The 16,733-nt window shown below is 36.4% G+C and carries 19 protein-coding genes; 9 read left to right on the top strand and 10 right to left on the bottom strand.

From position 1 onward, the window contains the following. Positions 1-200: 200 nt before the first annotated feature. Both FG382_RS16320 and FG382_RS16315 read left to right on the top strand, forming a co-directional pair. Positions 201-1,637 (top strand): FAD-binding protein, encoded by a 1,437-nt coding sequence (locus FG382_RS16320; RefSeq protein ID WP_142539961.1) that lies wholly within the window; start codon positions 201-203, stop codon positions 1,635-1,637. Further along, positions 1,634-2,167, top strand: a complete 534-nt coding sequence (locus FG382_RS16315; protein ID WP_142539960.1) for an MFS transporter — start codon at positions 1,634-1,636, stop codon at positions 2,165-2,167. The genes FG382_RS16320 and FG382_RS16315 overlap by 4 nt, the downstream gene beginning before the upstream one ends. A 10-nt stretch (positions 2,168-2,177) precedes the next feature. On the opposite strand, the gene FG382_RS16310 is transcribed toward FG382_RS16315, so the two are convergent. Next, positions 2,178-2,981: a class I SAM-dependent methyltransferase gene (locus FG382_RS16310; protein WP_142539959.1), complete on the bottom strand. Its 804-nt coding sequence runs from the start codon at positions 2,979-2,981 to the stop codon at positions 2,178-2,180. Between the two features lie 223 nt (positions 2,982-3,204). Between FG382_RS16310 and FG382_RS23545 the strand changes: the two genes are divergently transcribed. After that, on the top strand, positions 3,205-3,324 hold the full coding sequence (locus FG382_RS23545; RefSeq protein ID WP_425328528.1) for a putative holin-like toxin: 120 nt from the start codon (positions 3,205-3,207) through the stop codon (positions 3,322-3,324). Positions 3,325-3,589: 265 nt separating this feature from the next. Here FG382_RS23545 and FG382_RS16305 read toward each other — a convergent pair whose 3' ends face one another. The 4 genes from FG382_RS16305 to FG382_RS16290 all read right to left on the bottom strand — a co-directional run bounded on the left by FG382_RS16305 (position 3,590) and on the right by FG382_RS16290 (position 6,039). Then, positions 3,590-4,381 carry an aminoglycoside adenylyltransferase domain-containing protein gene (locus tag FG382_RS16305; RefSeq protein ID WP_142540166.1) on the bottom strand — a complete coding sequence of 264 codons (792 nt, stop codon included), beginning with the start codon at positions 4,379-4,381 and terminating at the stop codon, positions 3,590-3,592. An 18-nt stretch (positions 4,382-4,399) separates the two neighbouring features. Then, positions 4,400-4,963: a DJ-1/PfpI family protein gene (locus tag FG382_RS16300; RefSeq protein WP_142539958.1), complete on the bottom strand. Its 564-nt coding sequence runs from the start codon at positions 4,961-4,963 to the stop codon at positions 4,400-4,402. A gap of 94 nt (positions 4,964-5,057) precedes the next feature. After that, positions 5,058-5,495, bottom strand: coding sequence for a GNAT family N-acetyltransferase (locus FG382_RS16295; RefSeq protein ID WP_142539957.1), 438 nt, complete (start codon positions 5,493-5,495; stop codon positions 5,058-5,060). Positions 5,496-5,565: 70 nt separating this feature from the next. Then, entirely contained in the window at positions 5,566-6,039 is a 474-nt protein-coding gene (locus FG382_RS16290) for a GyrI-like domain-containing protein (RefSeq protein WP_142539956.1), read from the bottom strand. A 420-nt stretch (positions 6,040-6,459) separates the two neighbouring features. On the opposite strand from FG382_RS16290, the gene FG382_RS16280 reads away from it, so the two are divergent. The 5 genes from FG382_RS16280 (at position 6,460) to FG382_RS16260 (ending at position 11,590) form a co-directional block, all read left to right on the top strand. Continuing rightward, a complete protein-coding gene (locus tag FG382_RS16280) occupies positions 6,460-7,374 on the top strand; it encodes a DoxX-like family protein (protein WP_142539955.1) in 915 nt (304 codons plus the stop codon). Beyond that, positions 7,375-7,986 (top strand): DUF4166 domain-containing protein, encoded by a 612-nt coding sequence (locus FG382_RS16275; protein ID WP_142539954.1) that lies wholly within the window; start codon positions 7,375-7,377, stop codon positions 7,984-7,986. It begins immediately after the preceding gene. Next, positions 7,976-9,541 (top strand): YndJ family protein, encoded by a 1,566-nt coding sequence (locus tag FG382_RS16270; protein WP_229677437.1) that lies wholly within the window; start codon positions 7,976-7,978, stop codon positions 9,539-9,541. The genes FG382_RS16275 and FG382_RS16270 overlap by 11 nt, the downstream gene beginning before the upstream one ends. Positions 9,542-9,642: 101 nt before the next feature. Continuing rightward, positions 9,643-10,269, top strand: a complete 627-nt coding sequence (locus FG382_RS16265) for a LysE family transporter (protein WP_142539952.1) — start codon at positions 9,643-9,645, stop codon at positions 10,267-10,269. 88 nt (positions 10,270-10,357) lie between these two features. Continuing rightward, entirely contained in the window at positions 10,358-11,590 is a 1,233-nt protein-coding gene (locus tag FG382_RS16260) for an MFS transporter (protein ID WP_142539951.1), read from the top strand. 29 nt (positions 11,591-11,619) lie between these two features. Here FG382_RS16260 and FG382_RS16255 read toward each other — a convergent pair whose 3' ends face one another. The 5 genes from FG382_RS16255 to FG382_RS16235 all read right to left on the bottom strand — a co-directional run bounded on the left by FG382_RS16255 (position 11,620) and on the right by FG382_RS16235 (position 15,635). Further along, the gene (locus FG382_RS16255; protein ID WP_188713354.1) at positions 11,620-12,411 is read right to left on the bottom strand and encodes a class I SAM-dependent DNA methyltransferase; all 792 of its coding nucleotides are present in this window, start codon (positions 12,409-12,411) and stop codon (positions 11,620-11,622) included. Continuing rightward, positions 12,411-13,262 carry a hypothetical protein gene (locus FG382_RS16250; protein ID WP_142539950.1) on the bottom strand — a complete coding sequence of 284 codons (852 nt, stop codon included), beginning with the start codon at positions 13,260-13,262 and terminating at the stop codon, positions 12,411-12,413. Before FG382_RS16250 ends, FG382_RS16255 begins: the two co-directional genes overlap by 1 nt. A gap of 14 nt (positions 13,263-13,276) precedes the next feature. Next, the gene (locus FG382_RS16245) at positions 13,277-14,737 is read right to left on the bottom strand and encodes an amidase family protein (protein WP_142539949.1); all 1,461 of its coding nucleotides are present in this window, start codon (positions 14,735-14,737) and stop codon (positions 13,277-13,279) included. After that, a complete protein-coding gene (locus tag FG382_RS16240; RefSeq protein WP_142539948.1) occupies positions 14,737-15,171 on the bottom strand; it encodes an NUDIX hydrolase in 435 nt (144 codons plus the stop codon). The genes FG382_RS16245 and FG382_RS16240 overlap by 1 nt, the downstream gene beginning before the upstream one ends. Before the next feature lie 140 nt (positions 15,172-15,311). Further along, the gene (locus tag FG382_RS16235) at positions 15,312-15,635 is read right to left on the bottom strand and encodes a DUF378 domain-containing protein (RefSeq protein ID WP_142539947.1); all 324 of its coding nucleotides are present in this window, start codon (positions 15,633-15,635) and stop codon (positions 15,312-15,314) included. A gap of 162 nt (positions 15,636-15,797) precedes the next feature. Here FG382_RS16235 and FG382_RS16230 point away from each other — a divergent pair, with 162 nt between their 5' ends. Continuing rightward, positions 15,798-16,277: a GyrI-like domain-containing protein gene (locus tag FG382_RS16230; protein ID WP_142539946.1), complete on the top strand. Its 480-nt coding sequence runs from the start codon at positions 15,798-15,800 to the stop codon at positions 16,275-16,277. Positions 16,278-16,733 lie beyond the last annotated feature (456 nt).

Raw genomic sequence — 16,733 nt, 5'->3', positions numbered from 1 at the left:
AATATGAAAATCGACCTACAGTTAGAAGGGTAAACAGATGAAACAGAATATTTATGACCCTCCCGCAACTATAGTCACCGGTGTAATTGGCTTAATCATAAACTAGTAATAGGCTACCAAATGGTTAATTGGTAGTTTTTTTATTTTGGTATATTTATTAACATGATAAAGTAAAGTTATTGGAAAAGGAGGAGAGACAAATGTATAAATATCGCTATTTCGCTGTTTTTTTATATGTATTAATATTTATCGGCTCTATTCACTTTTTTCAAATCCAACTGTCCAACCCAATTATAGAAGATCACGGACGTCTTTTGCCTGTCAAAATGAAGGCAATAAAATCAAGCGATGATGAAGATGAGTTGCGAAAAATTATACGAGAAGCTAAAAAAAATGCTGATCCGATTTCTATTAGCGGAATGCAGCATAGCCAAGGTGGGCAAACACTCTATCCAAATGGCATTCTCCTTGATATGAAAAGCTATAATAACATCTTAAAGCTAGATAAAGAGAAAAAGCTCATTACTGTGCAAAGTGGGGTAACTTGGGCTGATATTCAATCTTATATCAATCCATATGGCCTTGCCTTAAAGGTGAGTCAGTCTCAAAATATTTTCACTGTTGGCGGTTCCTTAAGTGTGAATGTCCATGGTCGGGATATTGCATACACTTCTTTGATCGAGTCTGTAGAATCCTTTAGATTATTGAATGCGGAAGGCAATATTATGCATGTCAGTCGACAAGAAAATCCTGCGCTATTCCAACTCGTCATTGGAGGTTATGGATTATTCGGAGTCATTCTTGATGTCACTTTGCAATTAACAGACGATGAACTTTATCAAATTCGAACAACATCCCTAACTTTTGATGAATACAGTGCTTATTTTAAAACGAAGGTCCTTCAAGGTGAGGCTGTTAAAATGCATTTAGCAAGAATCTCAGTTGCACCAGAGAGCTTTCTAACCGAAATGTATACAACCGATTACTACATGGCCGATGATCAAGGGCAGTTGGAATTGAATAGCACGTTAAAACGGGAAAGCCTAATTGCCATTCCGAAATTCTTTCTTGGTCTATCCAGATTAAACGGCTGGGGGAAAAATCTACTTTGGAAGACGCAAGAAGCATATAATCACCGAATAGATGATTCTTATATATCGAGAAATAATGTAATGCGCTCCGAGTCTACCTTTATGGAATATGAAAATGTGAACAAAACGGAAGTATTACAAGAGTATTTTGTGCCCATTGATCAATTTACTTCCTATATTGACGATTTAAGAAAGACCTTGGAACAGGAAGAAAATTTTAATTTATTGAATATTACCGTACGCTATGTGAAGAAAAACGAAGAAGCAGTCATGTCCTACGCAAAAGAGGATATGTTCGGGCTAGTAATGCTTATCAATCAAGGTTCAAGTAAAGAAAGCATCGATGAATCTGGTAGAATTATTCGCAAAATGATTGATATCACTTTAGATCACGACGGGAGTTATTACCTGCCCTACTATCACTTTCCTACAGAAGTACAATTAGAGGAAGCTTACCCTAGAACAGAAGAGTTCTTTAACATGAAGAAAGAATATGATCCTGATGGTCGGTTCAAGAATCTTTTCTATGAGGAGTATCATAAATGAATTACAGAAGATTTATTATTTATCAAGGCAGTATCGGAATGGCATCTAGTATGATTTTTCCATTTTATGTACTGCTTCTAAAAAACGTCGGTCACAGCTATTCCCAGTTTGGTTGGGCCTATGGATTATTTGCCCTTACAGCAGCTGTAAGCTATCCAATAATCGGTAAACTTGCGGATAAAACAGGAGATAAAGTTCTATTGATTAGTTATGCTTGGGGAATGGCGCTGATTTTGCTCATTTTTCCGCTCGCTTTTGAGATTTGGCATGTTTATATCCTTCAAGTTGTAATGGGATTACTCGGTGCTGTTCAGAAAAACTCAGAAAAAACAGTCCTTGCCCGAACCGTTCAAAAGGAAACGGCTGGAAAGGAAATTGGACATTATCATATTTGGACATCTGTCAGTGCTGCAATCGCTATTATAGGAACAGGGTATTTAGTAGATTTTTTAACAATCGGCAGTATTTTTTACCTTGCTTCTGCTGTGTTCGCTTGGAGTGGGTTTTATATAATGAAACGAGAGGAATGAAACACCGCTTTCATTCCTCTTTTATCGCAATTAACGTATATAATGCCGGTACTTTATCCTCTATTCCTTCAGGTGTTCCTGTTGGAAATGCCCATCTCACTCCTACTTCTTCTTCTAGATAACTAATTCGGAATCCTGCCCCTGAAATGGCTGTAACAATTTCCCCTAAAGTCCATCTTCGAATGGTTACTTTTTGTAGAGAAGCCCTTTCTTCCTCAGATAATAGAGTGCTATAGGCCACATCCTCTTCAATTAAATCCTTATTAAAATAATCGCCATTTGCAATCATTCGACCTCCTTCAACATTCATTAACTTTGAAACAAAAGGATGATAATCTCTCAGAATGAATTGTCCACCAGTCTTTAGTGAATCATAAACCACTTTAAATAAAGGAAGTAGATCCACAAAATAGTGTAATACCCCTAATTCCAAAAGGGTAGCATCAAAATCAGTTAGCACGTCAACATCCGGAACTTCTAATATATCTGAAACTATGTATTTAATATTCACTTTCGCTTCGTCAGCCAATTCCATCGCATATTTTTTATTATCCTGTGAAATATCTACGACCGTCACTTCTGCTCCCAATAAAGCAAAAGATACCGCCTTATTTCCTTTAGATCCTAAAAGATTAGCAATTTTTTTATCTTTTACCTCCCCTATGAACTTTAAATAATGGGCTACGGAATTCGTAGGGTTTGCTATTAACTTTTGCGCATATTCTTTTGGGGTACCATGACGATTTGTCCAGGCTTGATAGGCAGATTGATTCCATCCTATTTGGTTTGTATGGCTAACTATTTTTTGTTTCATACCGCTACCTCCAATAGAAATTTATTTTACTCCAGCGGCCTTGCTAGACTTCGCATTAACATCGCATAAAGCATAAAATAAGAACGTATGTGTGGTATAATAAAAATAATAAAATAGGGTTTCATGGGTGGTCAGCATTTCATTCCGAAATACTTTCTATGTACGTTTTTCATGGGAAGAGGAAGGAGATGTTGCTATGAATATTTTCGAAGCGCTTGTAGTAATGATTAGTTTTTCTACATTGATCGTATCTATCATTGCGCTGTCATATACTTTTTCACAAAAAAAGAAACCACCCAAAACCTTGTCAGTGACGGGATGGTTTACCATGCTTAACTGCTGATCGCCTTTGTAGCGATGCTATTTTATTACTAGGCTGTTCGGTGGTGAGACACCGTCCAGTCTTTTTTAATGTATGTCATAATGACCTAATTATACCAACAGAACACTATGATTTCAACTTTACCTGTCCAAAACTTCTTAATCGACCAGTTTTCTTAGCCTCCGTATATGAATCTATCGAAAGCTCTCTTCCTTGCTCTCTTGTACTAAGGGTTTTAAATCAATAGCTAACAATTCCTCTATTTGTTTTATTTCCAATTCGCCGCTCAAACTTCCGTCCTCAACAACTCTTCCACTTCTCTTTTTAAATAATCTCTTATTCGAAATAGATGTGTTGATTCAACGATAGGATTTTGTTCCTCACTCGCATAAGCCGCTACAACTTGTTGGATCGTCGAGTTAAACTCTTTTGGAAGAACAGTTAATCCCCAATCACCTGCTTCTTGCTTGGAGGAAATAACTCCTTCCTTTACATACCAATACACCCTCAGAAGATTTAATGTACAGTAAACAGGATCTCTCACAATATTCTTTACGCAATCCTCAAAATCACTCAAAATGGAGGAAATATAATGAGTTTTAGGAACGATAGGAAACACTTCCGAAATGGCTCTTCCCCATATTACAATTCCTCGATGATTTGTAATTGTAATATGGGCGGCTAAATCGGCATCTGTCTTTGGCATATCTTTCAAAAAAGCCGTTTCTTCTTCATACCTATTCCTCCATTGTTCACTATAATGAAAATCAAATGGCGTAGGATAATCCCAATCCTTCAAATGTGCTTCATTTAAAAAGCTGACTTCGACAGGAAATGGGTTGTTGGAGCATTCTAAAAACAACTTCGCTAATATTCTTTTGGTTTCGATAGATATAGAATCTGCAGTTACAACTAAAATATCTATATCACTATTTTTAGGATTAAATCCTCCCATCGCAAGAGAGCCATGTAAATAAAATCCTACTAATTTTTCTGCTACAATTTCCTTTGTTTTATCAAGTAAATGATAAACTAGCTCTCTGATTTCTTCTGAACACGTTTCCCAATTATAGCTCATATTCATTCATATCCCTTTTTACATACCTTTACAAAACTTTAAAAGCGAATCATATTGCTCTTTATCTTGAAATAGATCAAGCATTTGGCCTACCGATACAGCAAACTCAGCAAATGCGGTGCCTTTAGCGGTAATCAACTGAGGACTTACTTCTATATCATCTCCAGTATAAATAGACTGTGAAAAAATTTTTTCATTATTTTCAAAGGTACTTTGGTTACATGTAAACTCCCGATCTTCTAAGAGTCCCGCTTTTCCTAGTAATACTGCAGAAGCGCATATGGAGGCGATTGGAATACCCAAATTAAATGCTTCTACTAACTTAGCAGAAATGGTTTCTTTATTTATAATAGCAGGGACGCCATCTCCTCCTGAAATAAGAATCAATGAAAAATCAGATATATTGATATCCGACAGGGCGCCCTCTACTTTTGTCCATAGTCCGCCAATACTTTCCACGTCTTCCCCATCAACGGATACTGTAGTTACCGTATATTTACCAACTTTTCTTAGTAAAAATAAAGCATGTGCAATTTCAAAATCTGCATACTGAGGATAAGCAAAGAATAATATCTTTTTCATTAAAAACCACTCCTACAATAATATTTCTAGATTTATACTACGTACCTAAAGCAACAGAACAGCCAACATTCATTGAAATGTTGACTTGCATGCTTCAAATCGAAAAATAATAAAAGTAAGTGGATTCTTTGATAAATCCAATTTTCTCATACAGCTTTTGCGCATTCACATTATCTGCAGCCGTCTCTAGTAAAATACCTTTTGCATCCGTTTCCTCAGCAAACGCAATCGCCTTTCCTATTAGTTTTTCTGCTATTCCTTTTCTCCGTGCCGTTTCTTTCACATATAAATCATTTAACACCCAGGACTTTTTCATGCTTACAGATGAAAAGGATGGAAATAATTGTGTAAAGCCAACAGGATTTCCTTCATCGAAAGCTAGGAAAATAATGGATTCGTTTTTTATTAATCTTTCTTCTAAAAAATTTCTTGCACCTTTAAAATCCGATTCTTGCTTATAAAATTGTCTGTATAAGTCGAAAAGTTCCACTAGGGAATCAAGATCATTAATCGTTGCTTGATGAATATTCATGTATGATAAACTCCTTATTTCACTAATATTTTTTAACAAGCTCTTCATGAGCATTTTCAATCGAAACAGTTTAGATAATTGTATCTAACAGCAATACATCTACATTTTTTGGATCTTGCCAACTAGAATATATTTCTAAATGCCATTTATCCTTTAGCCTTTTTAAACGTTTTTCTTCTATCCACTTATGTAAATTTTCATATGAATTTCTAATCATATTGTTCGCTCCTATATGTCTAAGAGCTGCATATTTTTGGGAAGGAACAGTTAAAACTACCATACCTTCTGGGATATTTTCATATTCTTTTACTTCCACACAAACCCAGTAACCGTCCTCTTCATCAGTAGTATTATCAACAACGAACGCCCCGATTTGAAAAGACAGATTAATTACTTGTTTAATTTCATCAATTCGTTGTTGTAATTCCATGGACGCTTTAGGAATTTCACTCATATATTGATCTCCTAGGCATTGCACTCTAAGTCCTACTAATTTCATCTCATCTAATTCTTTGATGTTCTGTTGAAAACGATGTTCCGACATAGTGATCCCCCTTCTTAAAAATACTTTATCTTTTTATCCCGCATTAACGGGCAGTAAGACTCCCACTTCAAGATTTAAGAAAAGCCAAAAGATAAGTGGGAAATCAACTGCTGGCATGCGCCCGATGAAATGATCCCAGACTAAGTACGCAACATCGTGTTGCTCCTGCGCAAAGCTCGTCGCAAAATAAAAGAGCGTGTGCAACGTCTGTGTGTCCCACATCGTGTGGGACACAACTAACAATCATTGGAGGATGACGGGGACTAAAAGCGCGACGTCCATGTCGCACCGTCCCCACTAGCACGTCCTGTGCGTCGAAAAACCCCCACTGATTGAAGTTTCACTTTATCTCTATTTCAATTCTTCACGCCTACTCAAAACTCCTTCATCTTATGATAAGCTTAGTTTGAGGTGAATCGTATGAAGCGAAAACCAATCTATGTAGAAATAGCTATTGATGCAGAAATGGATAAATTATGGGAAGCAACACAGACTCCAGAGCAACATGAACAATGGGATCTCCGCTTTTCTTCTATTACCTATTTACCAAAACAAGAGGATGAACCGCAACATTTTGAATATAAAACGAATATTGGTTTAGGGCTAAATATTGCTGGATGGGGAAAAAGTGTTGGTACTTTTCATGCAAAAGACGATTCCCGAACATCTTCCTTGCACTTTGGGACAGATCAAGCAATTTCCATTATTCGTGAAGGAAAGGGCTACTGGAAGTATAAGCCAGAACAAAATGCCCTTAAATTTCTCACACAATACGATTATGAAACGAATTTTGGTGCATTAGGCAGATTTTTCGACCATCTTATTTTTCGTCCTCTCATTGGATGGGCAACTGCACTAAGCTTTGATGTATTAAAAAGGTGGCTTGAAAAAGGAGAATCTCCAATTTCGCAGTACCGACGATTTTTTAGTCATTGGATGATTACTCTCCTGTTCGCTTTTGTATGGATATATCAAGGGTTAGTACCGAAACTAATAATGATGCATCCCGAAGAGGTTAGCATGACGAGCAGTTTGTTGTCCATGCGTGGAAGCGAGGCATATAATCTTGTAGCGACAATTGGCATGGCAGAAATAATCTTTGGTTTTATTTGGTTACTTTATCATCATAAAAAAAGATTGCTAAAAATACAGTTGTACCTTTTTCCTTTGCTCACTTTATCAGCAATTATTGCGGAGCCCGCTAGTATGAGTCATCCATTTAATCCTTTAACTTTTAACATCACTTTATTCGTTCTTTCTATTATTGGATTTTTTACGAGCAAGGATGTTCCGACTGCAAAAAGCTGCAAACGAATGAGAGAAGGAGTTAAATGAATGACTATCTATAAAGAAATATTAGGAGAACAATTTGAAAAACTTCATCCAATGCTCCAAAAAAGATATACGCTTCCCGAAGGAAAACCTTTTAAGGCGACTGGTATCATGAAAAAAATAAGCGGGGGTCCTAAATGGCTGTCCCCCTTCTTTTTACTAGCTACTCGCTGGAAGTTCCTTTTTCCAGAGCAAGGAGAGAACATTCCTTTTAGGATTGTTAATACAACAGGAACTGGTTCAAACGGTGAGCAACAAGTTCACTGGGAAAGAACTTTTCAGTTTCCTAAAAATAAAAGATATTTTAACGCGCTGATGAGCCTAGATTCTGATAAAAACATCGTAAAAGATTATTTAGGAGAGCCGAGTTTATTTTACTCGGAGTTAGTTTTCTTTGTTTCCGAAAAGGGACATATGCGAATTGAGTCCCGGAAGCAACGATTCGTTATGGGGCAACTTGAGATTCCTTTACCTAAAGTTTTTCAAGGGAACGTCCAGGTAACGGAATATTATATAGAAGAAAGAGATGTTTTTTCTATACATGTCTTCATAACAAATCCATTAATCGGTGCCTTATTTGAATATGAAGGAGAATTTCAAGCCGATGACTTTTAAGCGAATTGCACTTTTACATATTATTTTATTTATAGTAGCGGTGATTTTTACTGTGGGACCATTGTATTTTTTAATGTTAACTGTCGCCCAGCTTTTATTTGTGCCAGTCACTTTACAATTGATCTTAAAAAAAGAAAAGCGATTCTATTATTATTTTGCCATCCCTGCTTTTCTGTCGATATTTATTTTACAAGTCACACCACAGACTAAACTGGACGTTGTATTTGCAGCCATCTATCTACTTTTTACATTTGTAGTGGCTTTATTTGGGTTTGGACGTTTTATAAGAAGAGGCTTTATATACTTAGAAGAATTTGCGATTGACGCTGCGATGATGTATTTATTCATCGGTGGCATGTGGTTCTTTGCCTATATAGCAGAAATTGATACGGGGTTTTCCCCTTTACTTACTTGGTTAACGGGAATTCATTTTCATTATTCTTCCTTCCTATTACCCGTTTTTATTGGTTTTCTTGGTCGCTTTTATAAGACAACGGGTTATAAATTTGTTTGTACCATTATATTAATCTCCCCTATTGTAGTTGCACTTGGTATAACATTTGCCCCTTGGTTGGAAGTTGTTTCGGTACTTCTTTATATTATTGGGATTTACGGTTTGATTGTATTGACTTTGAAAGCGACTTTTCCAAGGACTCTTCAAAAAATAGGCGTGCTCGTATCATTTGGTTCATTAGGAGTCACGATTATTTTTTCTTTGTTGTATGCAGCGAGAGTTACTGCTGTGCATATCGATTTTATGTTGCGTTTTCATGGTCTAGTTAACTGTGTTTTATTTGCGTTATGTGGGATGATCAGTTGGGCTATAGTAACACCTTCGTCTAAAGAGCAAGGCTGGCATTTTCCTATTAGTAAAATAACAGGCACACACAAAATCGGCGAACAAATTTTAACTAAACATAAGGGAAAACAGCAATATAAAGGTCTTGTTGATGATATGGATATATATGTGAAAAAAAATAATCTACCTTCTACCATTATCGACTTTTATGAAAATACAACGGATTACAAACTGTTTTCAGAAGTCTACTGGCATAGTTGGTTCAAGCCCTTTGCTGCTGTCTATCGAAAGATTAGTAAAAAAATTCAGCAACTGAATCTACCATTTAACAATAAACAAATGGAAATGACAGGAGATATAATCGCGATAGAAGACGGGCGTGTAAAAACAAGAGCCTGGGTACGCAAAATAGAAAAAGATGTGATTTTTGTGGCCCTCTACTCATCACATCAAACAAACGATAAAGCGTATATGAATATTGCGTTGCCACTGCCCTGGTCATCGATGATTGGTATTCTAGAACTACATCGCCACGGAGAAAAGCTCCTTTTAACAAGTAAAGGGGCTGCTGAATCGGATGCAGGAATTTATTTGGCATTTGGTAAATCTATATTTAAATTACCATTACAAGAGCAATTTATAATAGAAGAAATTAAGGAAGGTCAGCTATATGCCAAGCATCAGATGCGGATATTTTCCTTCCGTTTTTTAACAATCAATTATGCTATTTATCCAAAGGAAGGCTATAGAAACTAACAATAAGATTAGTGTAGGAAAATTTTATTTTGAAGGAAGTTGTACAATTAGTCCGCTGTGAATATGATGCTAAGACATCATTTTAACGGAGGGCTATTTTTATGAATTCATTATTTACATACTTCTTTTTAGGTGTTTCATTAGCAGCACCGATTGGCCCTGTAAAAGCAACCTTGTTAAACAAAGGGATTAAGGATGGTTTTTTTCATGCATGGTTTTTTGGTCTTGGAGCAATAGCAACCGATATTTTATACATGCTCATGGTATATTTCGGAGTAGCACAGTTTATAGATTCTCCTTTTATGAAAACCTTTCTTTGGTCATTTGGTTTTTTCGTTCTCATGTATACGGGAATTGAAAACTTACTCACATTACACACTATTTCAATGGATGCTAAATACCGAAAAACAGTGCGTCTGAGACAATCCTTTCTATCTGGGCTTTTAATGGCATTCTTGAATCCATTAACTATCCTTTTTTGGCTAGGCATATATGGATCTATATTAGTAAGTGGCGGTGGAACTTTAACAGGAATCGAAATTATTTTTTTTAGCATTACCATATTGCTCGGAATTACTCTTGTAGATTTAATCATGTCCACTATATCGAGTGGTTCACGAAAGGTACTATCAACTTCCTTTTTAAAAACAGTTTCATTGATTTCTTCTCTATCTATGATTGGTTTCGGAATATACTTTGGCATTCAAGCATATCACTCCCTGTTTTAACCATCTTCACTCTAAGTATAATAACAAGGCGTGAGGACACCATACCTTTAATGATTGAACACAATCAAAAGATCATTGAGGTGTGCAAATGGAAACAGGAAACAATCAAGAGAATAAAGTTAGTATTTGGTGTATAGTAAGTATGGCCTCAATCCCTCTCGTTATGACACTTGGAAATTCTATGCTTATTCCAGTTCTACCGATATTGGAAAATAAAGTTGGGATTACTTCTTTTCAGTCGAGTATGATTATTACCAGCTATTCTGTTGCTGCCATCTTTCTCATACCAGTAGCAGGCTATCTTTCCGATCGTTTTGGTAGAAAGGTGGTTATTTTACCGAGTCTTATCCTTGCATTAATCGGAGGACTCATTGCTGGTTTTGCTTCATGGAAACTGGATAGTCCTTTTACATGGATCATAATCGGTCGAATCTTGCAAGGTGTAGGGGCATCCGGTGCTATGCCTATTGTATTGCCACTTGTTGGGGACCTATACAAGGATGATGAGGAAAAAACAAGTTCTTGCTTAGGAATTATTGAAACCTCCAATACGTTTGGTAAAGTGTTGAGCCCCATTCTCGGATCTTTATTTGCCGCTTTTTTATGGTTTTTACCGTTCTTTTCTATATCCTTCTTTAGTCTAATCTCCATCATATTAATATTCTTCTTTGTAAAGGTACCAAAAGAAAAAGATGATCCGGTTAAATTAAATGATTTTTTATCTAACTTAAAGAAAACATTCAAACAGGAAGGGAAATGGTTGTTCACCGTATTTTTGAATGGGCTGTTTGCTATGCTAATATTATTTGGTGTGCTATTTTTTCTGTCTGAAAATCTGGAGAAAACACATGATATTAAAGGGATAAAAAAGGGATTCGTTCTAGCCATTCCTCTCTTATTGCTGTGCATCGCATCTTATCTCACTGGTCGAAATCTAAAAGGCAAATTAAAGACCATCAAAAAAATGATGATTGCTTGTTTAATTGGTACTTCCGCAAGTGTCCTATTTGTCGGATATACAAGTAAAAAACTAATCCTTTTATTGGTTGTAACAAGCATACTAGGAATTTCGATTGGTGCACTACTACCTGCGCTAGATGCCATAATAACCGAAAATATAGAAAAAGAACAAAGAGGAACAGTTTCCTCTTTTTACAGTTCTGCTAGGTTTATCGGGGTTGCCGCCGGTCCTCCTGTGATGTCACTTGTGATGAATAATTATCTTAATGTAAGTTATATTACAGCTGGTGTGCTAGGAGTTATTCTTTTATTCATCGTATTTAGGTTCATAAAAGTGGAGGAAATTGAAATAAACTCATAAGGTATAGACGAATTTGGACCGAATAGTCATTAGACTGAATCGGTCCTTTTTTCTCCAACTTTTTTACATACATAGATCATTTCATAGCTGTCATTACTAATAGGACTCCCCTTCCAGTCTTTTAGTACGCGTATAATATGAAATCCATTTTCAGATAAGATCCTTTCCATTTCCAGTGGATATGTATATCGCAAGCTTATATTCGTTCTTTTTTCATCCACCGTTGTTCCATCATCGTTTTTATATTTTCTTATCGTCGTATAGTGTTGAATTTGATTTAATGCATCATAGTTGCTAATGGTATAAACGTCGACTTTTTTATTACAATTTGGATCGTTATACGTTTTCCAATACTCTTCTGTACTTGGCTGCAGCAATTCGTCTGAACTTGGAAATCTCGTTCCGAAAATAAACACTCCATCTTCTTCTAAATGTTGATGGACAGAGGACAAAAGCTTATCCTGCAATTCATTTGTATGGAAATGCTGAATAGAGTTTCCGACCATATAGATTAAAGGGCTTTTACAATTTATATCTAATTGCGTACAGTCTTGCTCTACCCATTCAATCTGAACATTTTGTTCTTTTGCCTTTTGCTTCGCTAGTTCAAGCATACCCGCATGTAAATCAACACCTATTAAATCGAAGCCCTTACTAGCTAAAGGAATTGTAATTCTTCCTGTGCCACAAGCTAAGTCAATAATAGGTCCAGCTTTCTTTGAAGCCCACTCCATTAAAAATGGTAATTCCTCTAGATATGCATTATTTTCAATATCATATGAAACTGGATCATCGTATTCTTCTAGATTGTCTATAAACATTATATTCTCCTTGTCTTAAACAGCCATTGCTTTACTTGTTCTTCAAATCCTTCATCTTTCCATGCCACAATAGCTTCCTTTTCACCAATTTCCTGCACTTGAGATTGAAAAAACAGATCTCCTAAAAAATAGGCTAATCTACTGTATCCAAAACTTTTCCCACCATTGATGGAAAACCATTCATGAAATAACGCTTCTCGGGTTAAGGCTTCGTAGTCCTTAGCAAAAGCTTTTTTTATAGTTTCTGCATTCTCTTTTGCAAAGGCTAACCATTCATATCCTTCATCGTTATAGGAAAAGTAAATAGAAGGATGTACATTTGGCACTGTTTGTCGGGAGAAATGTGTCGCTACTCCTTCTCTGTATAGCCCAATAAGAAGGCTTGTCCAATGGACGGTCGGCCAATTCATCCCCGCTTGGTCAGAAATAATATTTTGCGCGGCGTGACCAAATTCGTGCGCAACAATTACGCGTAAATGATCTGGCTTCGGCGATAGCTTTTCTAAAGCAAACGTAATATCCGGAATAATCTGGTGATTGGTATAAGCATTTGATCCAAACCCACCAACCATTAAATTTATATCGACAGGAAAAGTAATTTGGTACAGCTTTTCATATTCCGCTGCTATCTCCTCAATCACCGGTACTATATTTTCATGCACTTGTTTAATCGCAGCAAATTGCTGTGGATATTTCTTTATCGATTCAGTATGTCTTTCTTCTGTATCTTTGCAATGTAGAGCAAAATAATGCTCAAAAATAGCTGAATATTTCGCATAGTAATCTCTTAGAAAGTCGATAGATGGTTCATAATTATGAAGAAAATATGGAACCGTATCAATAATTTTCACTGTTATATTCTCCTTTAAGCAAGAATTGGACTTTTACGATGCTTAGTGGCTTGCTCAAAAGCATAAGCAAGTTTGATTAATACTCCTTCACTAAAAGCTGCACTTGCAAAAGTTACCCCAAATGGTCTTCCGTTTTTCATATATCCTGCCGGTATGGCGATAGACGGGTATCCTGCTTTCGCAGAAATGGTTGAACCAATGTAGGCTGGAAAAAGAATGGCATCCAGATCATATTTTTTTAAAGCATAGTCGATACCTTGTTCTTGAGAAAAATACAAATCCTCTAGTTTTGCTTTCAAATACTCCGGATCTCTTAAAGTATTGGAAAACCGTTCTCTATTTTCCAACTTATCTTGTCCATACTTTAACGCCTTTTCTCCTATTGTTTTATTAAACTGAATTAATTCACTAATAGAATGAACAGGTAATTGAGGCGTTAATTTAGAAAGGTAATTATCTAAGCTATGTTTCAATTCATATAACGAGACTCCCCAACTCCAGTCTCTGTGGAAAGAAGGGATATCTATATCCTTAATAACCGTTGCCCCTTTGTCGCTGAGTATTTGAACGGCATTTATAAATAATGCTTCATCATACTCATCAGATTCTCCTGAAATAACATGGAATACACCAATTCTCGCACCATTTAAACCATTAGGATCTAAATAAACGGAATAATCCTGCTCAACCCGTCCTTCACTTTTAAAAGTAGCGGGATCGAGTTCGTCAACACCGGATAACGCTCCTAATAATATAGCTGCATCTGTGACAGATCTTGCAAACGGACCTGCTGTATCTTGGGAATATGTAAAAGGGATGATACCAGTACGACTTACTAGACCAACTGTAGGTTTAATACCAACTACTGAATTTTGAATAGCAGGACTAAGAATAGATGCGTCTGTCTCCGTGCCTACAGATAAAACAGTAAAATTTGCTGCAACCGCTACCGCAGAGCCTGAACTTGATCCTCCAACAAAAAGATTTTCATCGCCATAAGGGTTTCTTACTTGCCCTCCTCTCGCACTATAACCTGCCCACATTTCTGAAGACATCGCATTGGCTAACTCTGTCATATTCGCCTTTCCTAAAATAACAGCTCCTGCTTTTCGTAGTTTCTCCACTAGGAATGCATCTTTATCGCTAATATGATTTTCCAAAGCTATGGTACCGGCACTTGTATGCATTGAATCGTTTGTCTCAATATTATCTTTCAGTAAAACCGGAATTCCATGTAAAGGTCCTCTTGCTCCTTTTATCGTTCTTTCATAATCTAATCCTTCCGCAATAAAAATAGCGTCTGGATTTATTTCTAAAATGGAATTAATTTTTAATCCATCTTGGTCATATTTTGCAATTCTAAATAAATAGTACATAACTAATTCTTTTGATGTAATTTCTCCGCTTTCCATACCTGTTTGTATATCTTGAATGGTTAATTCATCTTTAAAAAATTTATTAATCTTAATTTCCATTAAAATTCTCCCTTAGCCCTCATAGCATCTGCCGCTAGAATACTGTCTTTCAAGTAATGCTGGATCCCTAGATTATTTAAAATTTCATCCGTCGTCATCCAATGAACCGATTCCACTTCATCTGAGCTTTTTGCGTATGGTTCCCCTTTATCAAATTCACATAAAAACACAATATCTACTACCTCTTTTCCACTTGCTAATACAAAGGAAGTATTTCGGACATACAAAATAGGGTCTTTTACTTCCACTCCTACTTCTTCCCACAACTCTCGATGTAAAGTTCTTTCTAAAATAGCCGTAGAATCTCCTTCGCGTTCCACCGTTCCACCTACTAATGACAATTCCCCACCAGCATGTGCTTCCTTTGTACTTCTTCTGATTAAAAGCCACTTATCCTCTTTAAATACAGCAGCTTCCACATTAATTAGAAACATGAGCAATCCCCTTTCATCACTTATCTATGTAATCTTCGTGATGCATAAGGATATCTCCTTTTATTTTCAATTCAAGTTATCCAAACAAAAAACTGACGATCCTATAAAAGGTCGTCAGTTTTTTGATCGTGAATACGGAATTATTTCTTTTCCTCAGACTTTTTTCGCTCCGAATAATCTCTAATATCGGTTAAATCTGTTTCCTCACCAAATTCCGTTCCATAATTTACATTTCTTAAGCCTCGAGTATCTCTTTCCACTTCTACATCTCTTGATGGTTCAAATAAAAGTGGTAAGCAGATGAGTCCACTCAATCCGACAAGTGCATAAATAAATCTAGAGATACCTGCGGTTTGTCCTCCAAATATAGACGCTACTAAGTCATACCTAAAAAAACCGATTAATCCCCAGTTAATAGCACCAATTATAACGAGTACTAAAGCAATTCGATGTATCGTTCTCATTGTGATTAACACCTCCTTCAACATCATTGAAACACTCACTTATCTTTCGCTAAAAACAAACTTTCATACATAAAAGCATTTCGACTATAAAAACTGGAGTATGTCGTCATATTGGCATATAATTTCAATAGAGAAACATGCTATAGGAAAGGAGCAAAATAAATGCAACATCGTATTGTCGAACGACAAGCTTTTCAAGTAATAGGAGTAAATAGAGAATTTCCATACAAAGTAGAAGACGGTGGTATAACAGCATTTCAGAACTTTTGGAATACCATTCATGAAAATGGGACCTTCAATCAACTAGAGCAGTTGAGAAGTGGGGAAACAGAAGGACTTTTAGGTATTTGGGCAGAAGTGAATAAAGAAGAAAATAAAATGGATTATTATGTTGCAGTGGAATATAGCGGTGGCGTACCAGTCGGATTAAAAAGTGTAGACTTTCCACCTTCTAAATGGGTTGTTTTTGAAGTACAAGGGCCTTTTCCTTCCGCATTAGCCAGTACATGGGAACGAATCTATTCGGAATGGTTTCCTTCCACCGGATACGTGCCAAACGAAATAAAACCGTTTGAAGTATACATAGAAACGGATCCAAAAAATTTAAATGCCTATAATGAAATTTGGGTAGCAATCAAATAAAGTGAAACTTCAATCAGTTTTTTTTTTGACGCACAGGACGTGCTAGTGGGGACGTTGCGACATGGACGTCGCGCTTTTAGTCCCCGTTATCCCCCACTGATTGTTAGTTGAACCAATCGGGCTTTTACGGGCAGTTGACCTCCCACTTATCTTTATCGCTTTTCTTCAATCTTGAAGTGGGAGTCTTACTGCCCGTTAATGCGGGATAACATTTCGCTATCCTATTTAGTAACTTTTCCTAGATTGCTCCGAATATGCTTGAGAATGAAGCACAATATAGGGATAGTAACCATCCTAACGCACTATTTATAAAAAGCGTTTCCACAATATGAACTGCCCCGTAAATGTTAGACGCTAAACTAACATTTGCGGGGTGTTTTTTATGGCTAGATTTACAGCCGAAGAAAAATTCAATATGATAATGCGCTATTTAGAAGGCAATGAAAGTTATGAGGA

The sequence above is a fragment of the Psychrobacillus lasiicapitis genome (genome assembly GCF_006861795.1).
Taxonomy (GTDB): Bacteria; Bacillota; Bacilli; order Bacillales_A; family Planococcaceae; genus Psychrobacillus; species Psychrobacillus lasiicapitis.
The sequence above is the reverse complement of the archived record's forward strand: the minus strand, read 5'-3'. Positions and strand labels throughout refer to the sequence as shown.

What these genes read in the sequence shown, in the direction of transcription:
- FG382_RS16320 (WP_142539961.1), top strand. Translation starts at nt 201, where the DNA reads ATGTATAAATATCGCTATTTCGCTGTTTTTTTATATGTATTAATATTT.
- FG382_RS16315 (WP_142539960.1), top strand. Translation starts at nt 1,634, where the DNA reads ATGAATTACAGAAGATTTATTATTTATCAAGGCAGTATCGGAATGGCA.
- FG382_RS16310 (WP_142539959.1), bottom strand. Translation starts at nt 2,981, where the DNA reads ATGAAACAAAAAATAGTTAGCCATACAAACCAAATAGGATGGAATCAA.
- FG382_RS23545 (WP_425328528.1), top strand. Translation starts at nt 3,205, where the DNA reads ATGATTAGTTTTTCTACATTGATCGTATCTATCATTGCGCTGTCATAT.
- FG382_RS16305 (WP_142540166.1), bottom strand. Translation starts at nt 4,381, where the DNA reads ATGAGCTATAATTGGGAAACGTGTTCAGAAGAAATCAGAGAGCTAGTT.
- FG382_RS16300 (WP_142539958.1), bottom strand. Translation starts at nt 4,963, where the DNA reads ATGAAAAAGATATTATTCTTTGCTTATCCTCAGTATGCAGATTTTGAA.
- FG382_RS16295 (WP_142539957.1), bottom strand. Translation starts at nt 5,495, where the DNA reads ATGAATATTCATCAAGCAACGATTAATGATCTTGATTCCCTAGTGGAA.
- FG382_RS16290 (WP_142539956.1), bottom strand. Translation starts at nt 6,039, where the DNA reads ATGTCGGAACATCGTTTTCAACAGAACATCAAAGAATTAGATGAGATG.
- FG382_RS16280 (WP_142539955.1), top strand. Translation starts at nt 6,460, where the DNA reads ATGAAGCGAAAACCAATCTATGTAGAAATAGCTATTGATGCAGAAATG.
- FG382_RS16275 (WP_142539954.1), top strand. Translation starts at nt 7,375, where the DNA reads ATGACTATCTATAAAGAAATATTAGGAGAACAATTTGAAAAACTTCAT.
- FG382_RS16270 (WP_229677437.1), top strand. Translation starts at nt 7,976, where the DNA reads ATGACTTTTAAGCGAATTGCACTTTTACATATTATTTTATTTATAGTA.
- FG382_RS16265 (WP_142539952.1), top strand. Translation starts at nt 9,643, where the DNA reads ATGAATTCATTATTTACATACTTCTTTTTAGGTGTTTCATTAGCAGCA.
- FG382_RS16260 (WP_142539951.1), top strand. Translation starts at nt 10,358, where the DNA reads ATGGAAACAGGAAACAATCAAGAGAATAAAGTTAGTATTTGGTGTATA.
- FG382_RS16255 (WP_188713354.1), bottom strand. Translation starts at nt 12,411, where the DNA reads ATGTTTATAGACAATCTAGAAGAATACGATGATCCAGTTTCATATGAT.
- FG382_RS16245 (WP_142539949.1), bottom strand. Translation starts at nt 14,737, where the DNA reads ATGGAAATTAAGATTAATAAATTTTTTAAAGATGAATTAACCATTCAA.
- FG382_RS16240 (WP_142539948.1), bottom strand. Translation starts at nt 15,171, where the DNA reads ATGTTTCTAATTAATGTGGAAGCTGCTGTATTTAAAGAGGATAAGTGG.
- FG382_RS16235 (WP_142539947.1), bottom strand. Translation starts at nt 15,635, where the DNA reads ATGAGAACGATACATCGAATTGCTTTAGTACTCGTTATAATTGGTGCT.
- FG382_RS16230 (WP_142539946.1), top strand. Translation starts at nt 15,798, where the DNA reads ATGCAACATCGTATTGTCGAACGACAAGCTTTTCAAGTAATAGGAGTA.